This is a genomic window from Streptomyces sp. P1-3 (genome assembly GCF_050613155.1).
Taxonomy (GTDB): Bacteria; Actinomycetota; Actinomycetes; order Streptomycetales; family Streptomycetaceae; genus Streptomyces.
Window position 1 is genome coordinate 6,326,560 of record NZ_CP192512.1, and the last position, 14,583, is coordinate 6,341,142.

Consider the following 14,583-nt stretch of genomic DNA (forward strand, 5'->3'; position numbering starts at 1 on the left):
CGCTCAGGCGAGCGCGCCGACGGCCTGACGGAAGACGGCGGGCCAACGGGCCGCCGCGGGGACGATGCGGGGGGCCAGCAGCGGGTGATGGCGGGCCCGCAACAGGGCCGTGGTGAGGAGGCGGTGGCGGCGGGACGCCCGCCGCCACGCCGCCTCGTACTCCTCGGGGCGGTCGCGGCGCACACACTCCACGAGGGCGGCCGCACCGGCGAGCGCGAGGGCGATGCCCTCGCCGGTGAGGGCGTCGATGTAACCGGCGGCGTCTCCGACCAGCAGTACCCGGCCCGCGACCCGGCGCCGGGCGGTCTGGCGCATCGGCCCGGCCCCGCGCACCGGCCCGGGCGCACCCGCGGCGAGGCGCCGGACCAGGTGCGGGAAGCGGGCGAGTTGCTCGTCGAAACCGCCGCGCCGGGTGGTCAGGACCGCGACACCGACCAGTTCCCGGCCGACCGGCGTGATGTAGGCCTCGGCGTCCGCGCCCCAGTGGACCTCGACGTGCTCGCTCCACGGCGCGACCTCGTAGTGCCGGCGGAGCCCGTAACGGGCGGGGGAGGGCGCCGGGGACTGGAGGCCGAGCACGCGGCGGACGGGCGAGTGCAGCCCGTCGGCGGCGGCCAGGTAGCGGGCGGCGATGCCGGCCGCCGTGACGCGGTCGCCGCACTGGACGACGGTGCCCGCGGGCCGGGTCAGGACGGGGACGCCGAGGGCGGCGGCGCGGGCGGCGAGGGCGCTGTGCAGGACGGTGCGCCGTACGCCGAGCCCCGGGCCGGTGGCGGCCGGGAACGCCGCTTCGGCGGTATGCCTGCCGTCGAGGTAGCGGATGCCGCGCAGCGGCCGGCCGGCGGCCTCCACGCCGAGGGCACGCAGGGCGTGCACGGCCCCGGGCATCAGGCCCTCACCGCAGGCCTTGTCGATCGGCACGGGACGCGGTTCGAGGACCGCGACGTCCAGCCCGGCCCGCGCCGCTCCGATCGCACAGGCCAGCCCGGCCGGGCCGCCGCCGACGACAAGCAGGTCGATCACGAACGCCGACTCTAGGGGCTGTCCGGCCTCGCTCCCGACGCCATGTGCCCATTCGGGGTATTCCGTCATCCGACCGAGTCCGCCGGTGCGCCGTTCCAGGGCCGTCGAACGTGCCGTTCCGTACGCTCCGCCGGGATGGAGATGGGGACGGCGACGGGGACAGGGGCCGGGGCGGAGGCCGGGATGGCGACGAGGACGGAGGCCGGGATGGAGATGGGGACGGCGACAGGAACAGCGGCCGGGGCGGAGGCCGGGATGGAGACCAGGACGGAGGCTGCCTCCGCGAGCGCGCCCCTCCCGGGTCGGCGTCCCACCGCCGTCCAGGGCCTGCTGGGCGCCTGCCACCCCCTGCCCGCCGCCGCCGTGACGGCCATGGGCACCGCCCTGGGCGTCGCGTGCGGCCACTCCTGGCAGGCCTGTGCGTTGGTCGGCCTGGCCGTCCTGTCCGGCCAATTGTCGATCGGCTGGAGCAACGACTGGCTGGACGCGCGCCGGGACCTCGCCACGGGCCGAACCGACAAGCCCGTCGCGACCGGTCGCGTGGACCCGCGCGCGGTCGCGTGCGCCTCCGCCGCGGCGCTGGCCGCCTGCGTCCCGCTGTCCCTGGCCACCGGCCTCCCGTCCGCCGCCGCGCACCTGTTCGGCGTCGGGGGAGGCTGGCTCTACAACCTCGGCCTGAAACGGACCATCGGGTCGTGGCTGGGTTACGCGATGGGGTTCGGCTCGCTGCCGGCGTTCGTCGTCCTCGCGCTGCCCGGCCACCCTTGGCCCGCCTGGTGGACCCTGTCGGCCGGCGCCCTGCTGGGCATCGGGGCGCACCTCGCCAACGTCCTGCCCGACATCCCGGACGACCTGGCCACCGGGGTACGGGGCCTTCCGCAACGCCTGGGCGCCACCGGCGTACGCCTGCTCGCTCCGCTGCCCCTCCTGGCGGGCATCGCCGTCCTCGTGTTCGCACCGCCGGGCCCCGCGGGCGCCGTCGGCTGGTCCGCGCTCGCCGCGGGTGCCGCGCTCACCGCCGCCGGGATCGTGCGCCCGGCGCGCGACAGCCGAAGCCACGCCCCCTTCCTCACCGGTATCGCGGTGGCCGCGATCGCGGTGGCCCTGGCGTTCTCCCGTGCCGCGGCGATGACGTGATCCCCCCGTCACGGAACCGGCACGCGGGCACGCACGGCGGCGGGACGAGGACGCTCGCGGGCGCTCCGCTGATCACTTCTTTCACCCGGACGACGGAGAACCCACGGGAAGCGCGGGCGGCACTGTCTAGGCTTCGGCTCTTCGACCCGTCAGAAAAGGCCCCGCATGCTCCCCCTGACCTCAGCGTCCCCGCGCCTCGCCGCAGTGGGCACAGCCCTCCCCCCACGCGTGTACCGGCAGGGGGACATCACCGCCAGATTCGTCGAGCACTGCCTGCCCGCCGGGCATCCCGGCCGCCGGACGATGGCGCGCATCGCGGACAACGCGGGCGTACGCACCCGCCACTTCACCCTGCCTCTCGAGCGCTACCCCCATCTCGACGACTTCACGGAGAGCAACGACATCTGGATCGCGAACGCCCTCGACCTCGGTGAGCGGGCGTTGCGCGGCGCGCTGCGCGCCGCGGGCATCGACGCCGACGAGGTCGATCTGATCGTGACCACGACGGTCACCGGCCTCGCCGTGCCGTCCTTGGACGCCCGCCTGGCGCGACGGGTCGGGCTGCGCGAGGACGTCAAGCGCCTCCCGCTGTTCGGCCTCGGCTGCGTCGCGGGCGCCGCGGGCATCGCGCGTCTGCACGACTACCTCCGGGCGTGGCCGGACCAGGTGGCCGTGCTCCTCTCCGTCGAGCTGTGCTCGCTGACCTTCCAGCCCCGCGACACCACGATCGCGAACTACGTCGCCACCAGCCTCTTCGGTGACGGCGCCGCCGCCGTCGTGGCCGTCGGCGCCGACCGCGCGAACGACGTCCAAGGGCCGCGGGTGCTCGCCACCCGCAGCCGCCTGTACCCCGACAGCGAGCATGTGATGGGCTGGCACATCGGCGCGAACGGGTTCCGCGTCGTCCTGTCGTCCGATGTCCCCGCCATCGTCGGGAACTTCCTCCCCAAGGAGGTGCACGCCTTCCTCGACGAGTACGGCCTCGCCATCGGCGACATCGCCACCTGGCTGTGTCACCCGGGCGGACCGAAGGTCATCGACGCCATCACCTCCTGCCTGGACCTGCCCACCGGCGCGCTCGACCGCACGCGCGCGTCCCTGGCCCGGATCGGCAACCTGTCGTCTGCCTCGGTGCTGCACGTCCTCCGCGACACGATGGCCCACCGGCCGCCGCCTCCGGGCAGTCCCGCACTGATGATGGCCATGGGCCCCGGTTTCAGCTCCGAACTCGTCCTCCTGCGGTGGTGAACACGCCATGACCAGCCAGATGTGGTTCACGCTCCTCACCGCCGCCGTCGCGGCCGAACGCTTCGCCGAACTCGCGGTCGCCACTCGCCACACCCGCTGGGCACGAGCCCACGGCGGCGTCGAGCACGGCCCCGGCCACTACCCCGCGATGGTCGCCGTCCACACCGGACTGCTCGTCGGCATGCTCGCCGAAGTCCGCCTGGCCCACCGGCCGTTCCTGCCGTACGCGGGATGCACCGCACTCGCCCTCGCGGCAGGCGCCCAGGCACTGCGCTGGTGGTGCGTCGGCACCCTCGGCAAGCGCTGGAACACCCGCGTCATCGTCGTCCCCGACCTGCCCCTCATCGCGACCGGCCCGTACCGGTTCCTGCGCCACCCCAACTACCTCGCCGTCGTCGTCGAGGGCGCCGCCCTTCCCATGGTCCACACCGCGTGGCTGACGGCCATCGCCTTCACCGCGGCCAACGCCGCCGTGCTCGCGGTACGCCTGCGGGTCGAGAACACCGCCCTGGGACTCGCTCCGTCTTGACCCGTCGGCCTCATGAATAGCGCAGCGCCACCGCTCCGGCCGGGCCGGAATCAACGGTGCTCCCGTACGCGTCCTCGCCGTAGCGGCCGCGTGTGTCGCCCGTCGCGCTCATGGCCGCGGTTCATACCGCGGTCCGCGCACCGGGCCTCGTGCCCGCCGGGCGGACCGCTTCTCCCAGGCGCGGACCGCTGCTACGGGCGTGGCCTCCGGGTGATCCGCCGCGGTCTGATACTGGCCGCTGCCCCGAAGACCTTCTTGAAGTCGGCCTCCCATTGGTCCTCCTTCACGCCGTGCAGGTCGTCGGTGACCAGCAGCACCCCCCGCGGCCCACCGCCGGGGAAGACGCCCTGCTCGGCGTACCAGGCCTTCTTTTCCTCCCAATTGCGCGCGTACTCCGGGTCCTTGAGCATGCCCAAGTGCTCCCAGTAGATGGGTCTGTTCGGGTTGTCGGTGGTGATGGTGAAGTCGGGGAATCTCCTTGTGCCATCACGTCCGATCAGGGGCTGCTCGTACGTGAAGCGCCCTTGCGCGTGGCGCTGCAGCAGGTCGGCGATGATGACCTCGTTCTTGCTGCGGACCGGCAGGCCGAAGTGAGTGATGTGGATCACGTTGGCGTCGAAGAGCCCGATCCGGCGACCTTGCTGGTCGACCACCGGGACAGGCTTGGGCGCCCTGGTCAGGTCGGTCAGCCTGCGGCCGGTGTCCGATGCTGTGGGCCGGGCCAGTTCCCGCAGCTCGTTCAACGGCCCTTCGTGGCAGATGATCACCTTCTCGGTCTGGCGGGTCAGCGCCGTATAGAGCAGCTCGCGGGAGACGGCCCGCAGGTTGGCGGGCAGCATCAGGATGACCGTGCCGAATTCGCTGCCCTGGCTCTTGTGGACGGTCAGTGCCCAGGCCAGTTCCATGGCCGGGTCGTCGTCCCAGCCGACCCCCGCGGCGGTGAACCTCAGGCGCGGCTGCGAGGAGAACTCGACGTGCGTCTGCCAAGGTGGCGTACGCGACGCCTTCGAGGTCAGCTGGCCGGTGACCACCCCCAGCTCGCCGTTGGCGACGTACTTCTTCTCTCTCGTCCGGCTCTGCGGCTCGTAGGCGTACAGCAGCTGGTTGCGGGTGTTGACGACCTTGTCGCCGACGACGATCTGCTCGGGACCGAGCGGCTCGGGAACTCGCCGTTCGTAGCGGCGGGCCTGTGCCTGTGCCAGGGCCTGCTGACGGAAGGTCTGCTTGAGGCGGCGGTTGAGATCGGTCGTCCCGTGCGCCCTGCCGCGAGTCGGCGACAGCGCCTGCCACCGGTCGCATGCGGCCGGGGCGGTGGAGTAGTCGGGGTACTGCCTGCCGCCTGCGCTCGTCCACGTGCCGGCGCCGTAGGAATGGGCGAAGGTGAGCTCGTCGCGGACGCCGAACTCTTCGCGCAGCACGTCCTTGAGGACGTCGGTGGGTTCGCGGCCGTCCCAGGCAACCGCCCGCAGGGTCGGCATGTCCTGTCCGGCCAGGAGCTTTCGCCACACATCCTCGGCGTCGTCCGGGCGTCCGTCGCCGCTGTACCAGTGGGCGAGCGCGAGGTCGTCGCGATCCTGACCCTGCTGGCGGCGCAGTACCGTCAGCTCGGCCCAGCCCGGGGCGATGCGGGGCCACGGCATGTCGTTGGGCCGACGGCGGCGTTCGAGGTCCACGAACGGCCGTCCGGCGCCGATCGGCGGCAGCTGGCGCGGATCGCCGACCAGAACCAGCCGATCGGTGACGTCCACGGCGTCCAGCAGCGCGGCGAGCATGTCCTCGGTCAGCATGGACGCCTCGTCGACCACGACCGTACCCACCCGCATCCGGTCCGCATCCGGGTCCATGAGGTAGCGGGCGTACTGATCGTCGTAGCGTTTCCATGTCCGCAGGAACTGGGCGAGCGTGAAGGCCCTATGGCCGACCTTCTGCTCCAACTGCACCCGCGCCTTGCCGGTCGGGGCCAGCAGGAGCAAATCCCGTTCCAGCACCTCGGTCCGCTTGGCCAGCGCGTGGATCAGCGTGGTCTTACCGGTGCCTGCCGGGCCGTTCAAGATGGTCACCCGCCGCTTGTACAGCTCCCCGAACGCAGCGGCCTTCTCCTCACGCGCTCGCTGCTCGGCGTCCGAGTCGCCGTCGGCCGCCAGGTCCCCGAGCGCCTGGTCGAGAGTCACACGCAGGTCGGCGGGGACGGCGTGGGGCGGGGCCTTGAGGATCTGGTTGAGGCGGTCACGGATGAAGTCGCGGCGCACGGCGGCAGAGGCCAGCTTGTAGGCGGGCTCGCCGCCGTCGATGTCGGCGCAGCGCAGCTGGCTCCAGGGCTCGGGTACTTCCTCGCTGTCGGAGGGCAGCAGCGCGCCTGGGACCAGGCCCAGGGGCATCAGGATCGTCTTCTCGGTGGCCAGGGGAGCGGTGACGGTCAGAAGAGCGAGGCGTTCGACTGCCTGCTCGAAGGGGAGAAGCGTATGTCCCTCCGCCTGGGCGCGGGCCAGCACGGTGGTGATCGCGGCATCGAGGCGGCGGCGGTCGTTGGGGTCGTCGAAGGGCTGCGTGACGGGCAGCGGGTGGTGCTCGGCGAGCTGCAGGTCGGGGAAGAGGCCGCGGTCCACGGTCTCGAAGGCGATGGGTTCGCCGTCGTCGACGGTGCAGGTCACGAGGTCGTAGGGATTGTCCAGCAAGTCCTCGGGGCCGATGGGTACGCCGGTGTGGCCGTCCAGGACGCGGGTGACCGTCTCGGGGGTCAGGTCGAAGCGGGACAGGATCCGCAGAGCGCGTCGGTCGAGCTCGCTCGTGCCCCTCCAGATCGCGCGGCGCGTCGCGGTCACCAGCTCAGCGAGGTCGGGTCGGACCGCGCGTCCCTCCAGGATGTCCTCCAGCAGTGGCCACGGGTCGTCGCCGTCGTCGACCGCGGAGAGCAGCCGGTGAGCGGCGAAGGCGGGATGCCGGAACCCGAGGCGCGGAAGGACCGCCGGAAGGCCGGGGGCGGGACCACGGCGCTCCCATGCCCGGGCCAGCTGCGCGTCCAGCCACTGGAGCGACGCCTCGGGGATGCCGATGGCGGGGTCCCCCAGGGCGATGGCAGCCCTCGCCGCGCGGTGGAGCTCCATCAGGGACGCCACCGCACAGTCCGGGGAGACATGCTCGGTGGCGTACGAGAAGTTCCGGCCGGACTCGGGGGCCACGGCCAGGGCTGCGGCGACGTCCGTACCACGGGCGGCCAGGTCAGCCAGGGCCTGGACGGGCAGCAGGATGCCGCCAGTGCCGTCGGGGCGCAGGCTGTGCCGGAGCGTGGTCTCCCACATGTGGCTGGGAAAGATGCCGGCGTGGGATCCGGGCCACGGCTCAGGCGCGGTTTTGCCGGTCACCGTGGCGGCCCCGACCAGCATGCGCCGGGGCTGGTCCTCGAACGGGGAGTGCTTGAGGTAGAAGAAGACCAGCGAATCGTCGGGGGTGACATGCCGGAAGAACGCCTCGATGATCGCCTGCTGGTTCTCGCCGTGCATCACCCACGGCATCGCCCTCTTGCCGAAGTGCCGAGCGATGGCGTCTTCGGCGTCGGCGCGGTACCGGGGCACGGGGTGCTCCGCGAGGACGGTCTCCTCGGCGTTGCTGCGGTTGAGCCAGAAGTAGGGAATGCCGTGGACGGAATATGCCGGAATCGAAAGGCTGGCGGGCCGCAGTTCCTTGAGGGACCAGGCATAGGGGTGGGTGCGCTGCACCGTATGGGCGCGGTCGCTCATGAAGCTGCCGCGTTCCAAGGCGCACGGCGGGATCTTCTCCCCGAGCGTGCTCCACGCCTGTCCGCGATGGGCTGCCTCGTGCTGGTCGTCGCGGTCCTTGGCGATGTTGCCGAGCATGACGCACGCATGGTTGGCCGACGGGTCAGCGCAGACCGTGCCCTTCCAACCCGTGTCGTGCCACGGGACACGCACCGACAGATGCTGCACGTAGGCCATCGCTCTCCCCCCAGATCACGTGTCGACTGCGCCCGACAAGCCTAGACGTCAGTTGCCGGGCTACGGACAGCCAACGTTGACCAGCGAGCCGTCGCCTCTCAAGGGCGTCGGCCGCCTTCTTGGTCTGCCGAGCCACGGTGTCGGGATGATTGCCGTGCGGTCAGGCCGAGGAATGCCAGGTAGTTGCCGGAGTCGTGGCTTAGAGAGGCATCGAGCCACACGACGCTCTCGTCTCCCTCACCTGCTGTCTCATCTTCTGGAGGCGGCTCCGACAATACAACCTTGAACGTGTTGTGAGCTCGTGCCGACATCCATCCTCAAAGGCATCAAAAAGGCCCTCTACGGCGATTCTTGGGCACCGCGGCGTTCATTCCATGCATTCAGGCGACTGAATTTATGATTCCGCCTCGATCGCCCGCCAGAAGTCATGTCGGACGAAAAAGATCCCATTGCGGCGCAGCTGTTCGATATAGAGTGAACTCTGCGTTGGCCCCGGCTGACGTGATCACACAACCACATACAAGGGGGGACCACTCCATGGCACGCGCCATGATCGCAATACGTGCGGCTTTGTTAACCGCGGCCCTCGCCGCCACCACCGCCCTCACCGCTCCCCAGGCCACCGCTGCCCCGGCTGCTGACGGGCCCGAGCCTGTCACCATCGCCGGCGTCGCTATCAACGCCAAGGCGGACAAGGAAACCCGAAGGATCGCCAGCTCGGAGACCACTGCTCTCCAGATGACCGCCAACCTCTGCGGCTCCCGCTACACCCTTTACAACGCTGAGCGGCTTCCTACCGCCGAGGACCGCAAGGGAACCCTGTTCACGTACACCAACGGCGGTGCCGGCCCCAGGGACTGGATCTGCTCGGTCTTCGACAACAACACCGGCTCCACCAAGTGGATGAAGCTCAAGATATGCGAGAACAAGGTGGATAATCCGCGCTGTGACGTCGACGAAGGCAACTTCAGTCAGCACGCGGGCCCGGTCCGCATGAACAACTGCCCGACGCGGACCGCGCTGATGAAGTACAGCGCCAGCTCCCCGAGGTACCTCATTAACGCGGCGCGGGGGATCTGCAACTGATGATCAGGAATCGAGCAATGCTGGTCCTGTGCCCGGCTCTGATGCTCGGTGCAATTTCGTGCACCACGGAAGCAGACAAGACGGAAGCCAAGCCCACGGTAACCGCTACCAGGAGCATCACCGCCAGCCCTTCCCCCTCCTGCGCCCCTAAGCCAGGCAAGAAGGGTGCCAAGGTGGTGGCTGAGAAGAATGGCGTACAGGTCACGGATCCTGTACTCAAAGACAGCGGTGACGCCTTCTGGGTCGGCATCTCCGTAACCAACTGCGGCAGCGAGCCAGCAAAGTACCAGGCCACCGTACGGGTCATCGGGGAACTCGGGTACTTCGTCATGCTGGACGTTGATACCGATGCCATCCAGCCCGGCGAGACATCCTCTTCGGTGCAGACGGCAGCCGACACCACCAAGGGCACGGCTACGCCGAAGAAGGCCACAGTGTCGATCACCAGGGTCGTTCGTACACCGCGGTGAGCCTGTCGCAGTTCATGTGAGACCACTGGTTCCCCTGCTGCCCCTGAGGCAGGGGAACCGGAATCGGACCACTCAGACAAGGACATACGTGCGTATACACAAACATGTGGCGGCGCGTGCCTGTGTCGCTCTGGCAGTCAGCGCTTCGCTGCTGCCCCTAACCGCAACCACAGCGTCCGCCGACACCAAACCGCCCAAGGATGCGGCACAAGGCTGGCAGCAGAAGAAGACCAAGGACACTGACAGACCCGGTTCCGTACCGCCTCAGGACCGCGCTGTCGTCCTGGGCAAGGATTACGCCAAGTCACCCGACACCGCCTGGACCACCTCCGGGGACAGCACCGGTTTCCACCTCCTGATCGCCGACGAGAAAGACGGCTACACGTGGAAGACCGCAGCCACCCTGAGTGAAGATGGATTCAACACCGACACGTGGGTCGGCAACGCCTGCGTCACCGCATCGGGGAAGCACGCAGCCATCGCCTACGCGCCGCGCACCTTCACCAACAAGCCTGAGCTGATGGTGCGTGGAGCCTTCACCGCTGTAGTGGACCTGAAGACCGGGAAGATCACCAAGCTGCCTTACCAGGCCGCGTTGACCTACTTCTCTCCGGGCTGTGGACACGGTGAGGACGCGGTGTTCACCCAGCTCACCCATGACGGCGACGAGAAGCAGCAGACCCGGCTGGTCACCGTCGACACCGAGACCGGCAAGACGGCCAAGCCTGTGACGCTGCCTGGACAGGTGACCTCCGCCATCCCGACGAGGAACGGGATCGTCGCCGCACAGGGCAACCGATTAGTCAGGGTTCACGGCTCCACCATGACGGAGCTGGCGCGTACCACCAGCGTGCCGTTCCAGCTCAAGACCGACAACGTCGGGGGCGTGACGTTCATCGACCGCACCCCCGAGCCTGACCGCAAGAACGACGGCACCAGCGAGGCCAAGCACCTCACCGCAGGCCAGATCAGCAAGGGCAAAGCCAAGCCCACCACGCTGGCCGGCGGCCGCCTCACAGACTGGGACCTCGCCACCTCAGCGTCCGGCACCACCTACATCACCGGCACAGCCAAGACCACCGGCAAACTTCCAGCCACGGTGAAGAACCCCGGCGGCATCGCCAAAGACGCCGTGATCTCCACTCGGGGTAAGGCCGCTGCGACCACCGCGTGGGCGGACGGCAAGGACAGTCGCATCCGGCCCGAGGAAGCCCTCACCGCCCGCACCGCCCGAACCCGGCTGCACCTGCTCGCCACGGGCAAGAACACCGTCCTCGACGCCCACCCTGGTGACCCCATCGGCGGCCCCGCCGCCCAGAAGGCAGCCGACTCGCTCTCACCAGCCCTGAAGGCGAAGAACGCCGAAAGCCGGAGTCGCGGAACAGGCCAACCGAAGGCGGCTTCGCCAACCGATCCTGTCGAAGCCGAACGCTACTGCTCCGTCCCGCGCAACCACGTGCGCAAGCAGGCGTTCCAGCCGACTCCGCGCCAGGCGGAATGGGCTGTCGATCAGGCAGTCGTCGGCAAGCTCAACCTCAGCGCCTCCCGCGACGAGAACTGGAAGTACACCGGGATGCAGGCGTACAAGCCGCAGACGCTCTTCCCGCCGATCGTCCTCGTCGACGACCCCAACGGAGTCGTCGACGACGACAAGGAGGAGTGGCACATCCCCGCGCAGATCCTGCTGGGCATCACGGCGCAGGAGTCCAACATGCAGCAGGCCGAGGGCTTCGCTGTCCCCGGCGTCACCGCCAACAGCAAGATCGGCAACTACTACGGGGTCAAATACGCCGCCGATGGCGAGCAGCCCGATCCATGGGGCATCAACTGGGACAAGGCCGACTGCGGTTATGGCATCACCCAGGTCACCGACGGCATGCGCGTGCACGGCAAGGAGAAGCCTGACGAGAAGCCCAAGACGACCGTCCAGCAGGAGGCCATAGCCCTCGACTACGCCGCCAACATCGCAGCCGGAGCCCAGGTCCTCTCCGAAAAGTGGAATGACACCTACAAGGCTGGCATGAAGGTCAACGGCGGCAAGCCCAAGTACATCGAGAACTGGTTCTTCGCACTCTGGGCCTACAACTCCGGCTTCTACCCCCAGGGCAAAGACCCTGACGGCGGCGCCCACTGGGGCCTGGGCTGGACCAACAACCCGGCCAACCCATTGTGGAAGGCCAACCGGCTGCCGTTCCTCGAAGGCCCCGGAGGAGGCGACGACTACAGCCACGCGGCCCACCCGCAGGACTGGCCGTATGAGGAGAAGGTCATCGGCTGGGCCGCCCGCCCCATCGCGGCTGCCTTCAAGCCCGGTGACATGCAGCCCGGCTACCGCGCCGCCTGGTGGAACGGCATCGCCCACCGCACGACGGCCAAGCCGCCAGTGGACTTGTTCTGCGACGCGTCCAACAACTGCGACCCCGGCAAGATCAGCGACGGCGACAGCAACGATCCCGGAAAGGGCGCATGCAACCTTGCCGGGAACGCCGAGGGCAACCACTGGCTGCACTGCTGGTGGAATAAGGAAGTCAAGTGGAAAGACTGCGGTTCCAAGGCGCAGTGCGGCAACCCCATCCACCGGTTCGACGGCAACTTCCCCGAGCAGCCCGACGCCAACTCCTACCCGCCGTCCTGCTACAACACCGGTTTGCCGTCGGGCGCGCTGATCGTCGACAACCTGCCGAACGGTGCCGACCCGGCAGGCAGCGGATCACGCTCGTGCGGACGGGTGGCTTCCGACGGCACCTTCGGGTTCACCTTCACCAAAGACGGTGACAAGTACCCAGGCAAGATGGACCTGAACCAAATCGGCGCCGGATACGGCAATCACTTCTGGTTCTCCCACACCCGCACCACGCAAGACGAAGACTACCCGAACGGTAAACGCCTGAAGATCACCGGCAAGTGGACCCTGAACAGGTCAGCGATCGGCTGGGCCCGTGTCCTTGTGCACATCCCCGACCACGGTGCCCACACTCGGCAGGCCGCCTACACCGTCGGAGGCTCCGACTCGAAGTCCCCGACACGCCACGTCCAGCAGCGCATCCGAAAGAACGCCTGGGTCAGTATCGGCGTCTTCAACTTCACCGGTAAACCCACCGTCTCCCTGTCCACCGACACCAGAGACGGCAGGGGGACGGAAGACGTCGCCTGGGACGCCGTGGCATTCCAGAAGTTCGCAGACAAACCGGACCAGCAGATCGTCGCCATGGGCGACTCCTACTCCTCCGGCGAAGGCGCCTCCGAGGGCAACGGATCCTACTACCCGGAGACCAATTACAAGAACGACCAGGACAAGAAGGCTCGCAACGCCTGCCACCGTTCCAAGGACGCCTGGTCCCGTCAGGCCGCCCTCCCCAGCCAGGGCTCCACGTCCATCGGGGAGTTGGAGGACAGCTTCAGCCAGGACGTCTCCTACAAGTTGGTCGCCTGCTCTGGAGCACGCACCTACAACATCGTCCACGACACGGAGGGCAACGGAGAATTTGACGAGAACGGTGAGGCGCCCCAGATCGACCAGGGCTACCTCGACCAGCACACCACCCTGGTCACCTTGTCCGTCGGCGGTAACGACACGCGGTTCACGTACGTGTTCCAGAAGTGTCTTCTCCAGCTCGGCGATGGCGATTGCCGGTACGACAAGTTCGACGACGTGGATAAGAAGATCGACGAGTCACGACAGAAGCCGTTCCAAGGCATGACCCTGGAAAAGGCGCTTCTGGGAGACACGAGTCAGCCCAGCGGGCCGAAGCGTGACGGGCTGATCCAGAACATCGTCCGCCCCGACATTGTCAAGGCCATGAAGGAGGTCCACGCGAAGGCACCCAACGCCAAGATCCTTCTGATGGGCTACCCGGAACTCATCACCGGCGACGCGGGCTGCCTCCGAACCGGCTTCGACCAGATCGGCATGTCGCCCGCGTCCGCCGAATGGCTCAACAACGTAGCCAACCGCCTGGCAATGGAAATGGACAACGCCGTAGACGAGGTCACCAGTGCGGGGATCAAGGCACGCTTCGTCGATCCCGACTTGGAGTTCCACGGGAAAGCCATCTGCGGCAGTCCGGAATCCGTCCACGGCATCGTCACCGACCTCGTAGGCAGTGACGAGCCCTTTGACCTGCCGCTGATCCACGACGCGACCGGCCTCGGGGTGTCGGCCCAGTCGTTCCACCCGAAGATCCGCGGAGCCCGGCTCTACGCCGACGCTTTCGAATCCGGCATCAGGAACTGGGACTTGTAGCCCCCAACCATAATGGGGTGCCCGGCATCTGCGGCGGGCACCCCATTCCCTATGAGTCTGCCTACTTGATCAGCTTGTAGTAGCCAATACCATAGGTGATTTTGAAGACGGAAGCGCTGTTCTTGCGGATGTCCGCGAGGTCAAGCCCCCTTGGCCACTCCTTGCATCGCCCGTAGAGTGCGTTCTTCACGTCCCGGCACAGAGACTTCGCCCTGTCTGAAAGCTCATTCGTCACTTTCTCTCCAGGAACATCCCAGACGACCTTCTCGCCGAGCCCGCCGTCGGCCTCAAGTGCAGGCTCCCAGAAGTTGTCCTTCTGCCCGAAGTGATCGTAGAACTGCCGTGTCAGGCTTACGCTTGCTTCGGACCAGTGCGAATCATCCAGCACGCGCTCCACCGCATCACGGGACGGCTTCTCTACGCCGAAGAGCATGGTGATGGACATGCCGCAGGACATGTCGTAGTCCTTACCCTCGAGGAGGTTCGGCGTGCGCCCCTGATCACACCTGTCGGCAACTCGCCACAGGAACGGCCCTTTGGCTCCGAACTTCTTCGCCGTCTTGGTCATGCTCCTGCGAGCACCTTCCTCGACGATTTTTCTTTTTTCCTTCACGTCGCTACTGACAGCTATCTTCCGCGCTTCGTCCTCCGAGGTCTGCTGCTCAGTGCACCCTGAAATGGCGAGAAGAAAGACAGGTGCTAAGAGCGCGTACGCGGACTTGCGGATCATCAATACCCCCCCCGGATCCAACCTCGATCAGATGGAATGCGGCCGTTGGTGTACCTGCGGCTGCTCGGTGAGCGCCGCTGCCGGCCAGCTCCTACTGCACGTGCCGGTCTGCGAACCCCTCCTCCATCGTGAGGCTGCAGTCGTTGGTACCGAGCAGCGCTCTG

9 protein-coding genes are annotated in these 14,583 nt (G+C 68.2%); 6 read left to right on the plus strand and 3 right to left on the minus strand.

The window, feature by feature from the left end; genetic code table 11:
• Positions 1 to 3 precede the first annotated feature (3 nt).
• Positions 4 to 1,023, minus strand: coding sequence for an NAD(P)/FAD-dependent oxidoreductase (locus tag ACQUSR_RS27010; RefSeq protein ID WP_431045213.1), 1,020 nt, complete (start codon positions 1,021 to 1,023; stop codon positions 4 to 6).
• Positions 1,024 to 1,206: 183 nt separating this feature from the next.
• Here ACQUSR_RS27010 and ACQUSR_RS27015 point away from each other — a divergent pair, with 183 nt between their 5' ends.
• The 3 genes from ACQUSR_RS27015 (at position 1,207) to ACQUSR_RS27025 (ending at position 3,937) form a co-directional block, all read left to right on the plus strand.
• Positions 1,207 to 2,160 carry a UbiA family prenyltransferase gene (locus tag ACQUSR_RS27015; RefSeq protein ID WP_431045214.1) on the plus strand — a complete coding sequence of 318 codons (954 nt, stop codon included), beginning with the start codon at positions 1,207 to 1,209 and terminating at the stop codon, positions 2,158 to 2,160.
• 165 nt (positions 2,161 to 2,325) lie between these two features.
• Positions 2,326 to 3,408, plus strand: a complete 1,083-nt coding sequence (locus tag ACQUSR_RS27020; RefSeq protein WP_431045215.1) for a type III polyketide synthase — start codon at positions 2,326 to 2,328, stop codon at positions 3,406 to 3,408.
• A gap of 7 nt (positions 3,409 to 3,415) precedes the next feature.
• The gene (locus ACQUSR_RS27025) at positions 3,416 to 3,937 is read left to right on the plus strand and encodes an isoprenylcysteine carboxyl methyltransferase family protein (protein WP_431045216.1); all 522 of its coding nucleotides are present in this window, start codon (positions 3,416 to 3,418) and stop codon (positions 3,935 to 3,937) included.
• A gap of 191 nt (positions 3,938 to 4,128) precedes the next feature.
• On the opposite strand, the gene ACQUSR_RS27030 is transcribed toward ACQUSR_RS27025, so the two are convergent.
• Positions 4,129 to 7,890 (minus strand): AAA family ATPase, encoded by a 3,762-nt coding sequence (locus tag ACQUSR_RS27030; RefSeq protein WP_431045217.1) that lies wholly within the window; start codon positions 7,888 to 7,890, stop codon positions 4,129 to 4,131.
• A gap of 537 nt (positions 7,891 to 8,427) precedes the next feature.
• Between ACQUSR_RS27030 and ACQUSR_RS27035 the strand changes: the two genes are divergently transcribed.
• The 3 genes from ACQUSR_RS27035 (at position 8,428) to ACQUSR_RS27045 (ending at position 13,689) form a co-directional block, all read left to right on the plus strand.
• Entirely contained in the window at positions 8,428 to 8,976 is a 549-nt protein-coding gene (locus ACQUSR_RS27035) for a hypothetical protein (RefSeq protein ID WP_431045218.1), read from the plus strand.
• A 17-nt stretch (positions 8,977 to 8,993) separates the two neighbouring features.
• Positions 8,994 to 9,446, plus strand: coding sequence for a hypothetical protein (locus ACQUSR_RS27040; protein WP_431045219.1), 453 nt, complete (start codon positions 8,994 to 8,996; stop codon positions 9,444 to 9,446).
• Positions 9,447 to 9,552: 106 nt separating this feature from the next.
• Positions 9,553 to 13,689 carry a NocE gene (locus ACQUSR_RS27045; RefSeq protein WP_431045220.1) on the plus strand — a complete coding sequence of 1,379 codons (4,137 nt, stop codon included), beginning with the start codon at positions 9,553 to 9,555 and terminating at the stop codon, positions 13,687 to 13,689.
• A 61-nt stretch (positions 13,690 to 13,750) separates the two neighbouring features.
• Here the strand turns inward: ACQUSR_RS27045 and ACQUSR_RS27050 are convergent, their stop codons facing one another.
• Positions 13,751 to 14,419, minus strand: coding sequence for a hypothetical protein (locus tag ACQUSR_RS27050; protein WP_431045221.1), 669 nt, complete (start codon positions 14,417 to 14,419; stop codon positions 13,751 to 13,753).
• Positions 14,420 to 14,583 lie beyond the last annotated feature (164 nt).

What these genes read in the sequence shown, in the direction of transcription:
- ACQUSR_RS27015 (WP_431045214.1), top strand. Translation starts at nt 1,207, where the DNA reads ATGGCGACGAGGACGGAGGCCGGGATGGAGATGGGGACGGCGACAGGA.
- ACQUSR_RS27020 (WP_431045215.1), top strand. Translation starts at nt 2,326, where the DNA reads ATGCTCCCCCTGACCTCAGCGTCCCCGCGCCTCGCCGCAGTGGGCACA.
- ACQUSR_RS27025 (WP_431045216.1), top strand. Translation starts at nt 3,416, where the DNA reads ATGACCAGCCAGATGTGGTTCACGCTCCTCACCGCCGCCGTCGCGGCC.
- ACQUSR_RS27030 (WP_431045217.1), bottom strand. Translation starts at nt 7,890, where the DNA reads ATGGCCTACGTGCAGCATCTGTCGGTGCGTGTCCCGTGGCACGACACG.
- ACQUSR_RS27035 (WP_431045218.1), top strand. Translation starts at nt 8,428, where the DNA reads ATGGCACGCGCCATGATCGCAATACGTGCGGCTTTGTTAACCGCGGCC.
- ACQUSR_RS27040 (WP_431045219.1), top strand. Translation starts at nt 8,994, where the DNA reads ATGCTGGTCCTGTGCCCGGCTCTGATGCTCGGTGCAATTTCGTGCACC.
- ACQUSR_RS27050 (WP_431045221.1), bottom strand. Translation starts at nt 14,419, where the DNA reads ATGATCCGCAAGTCCGCGTACGCGCTCTTAGCACCTGTCTTTCTTCTC.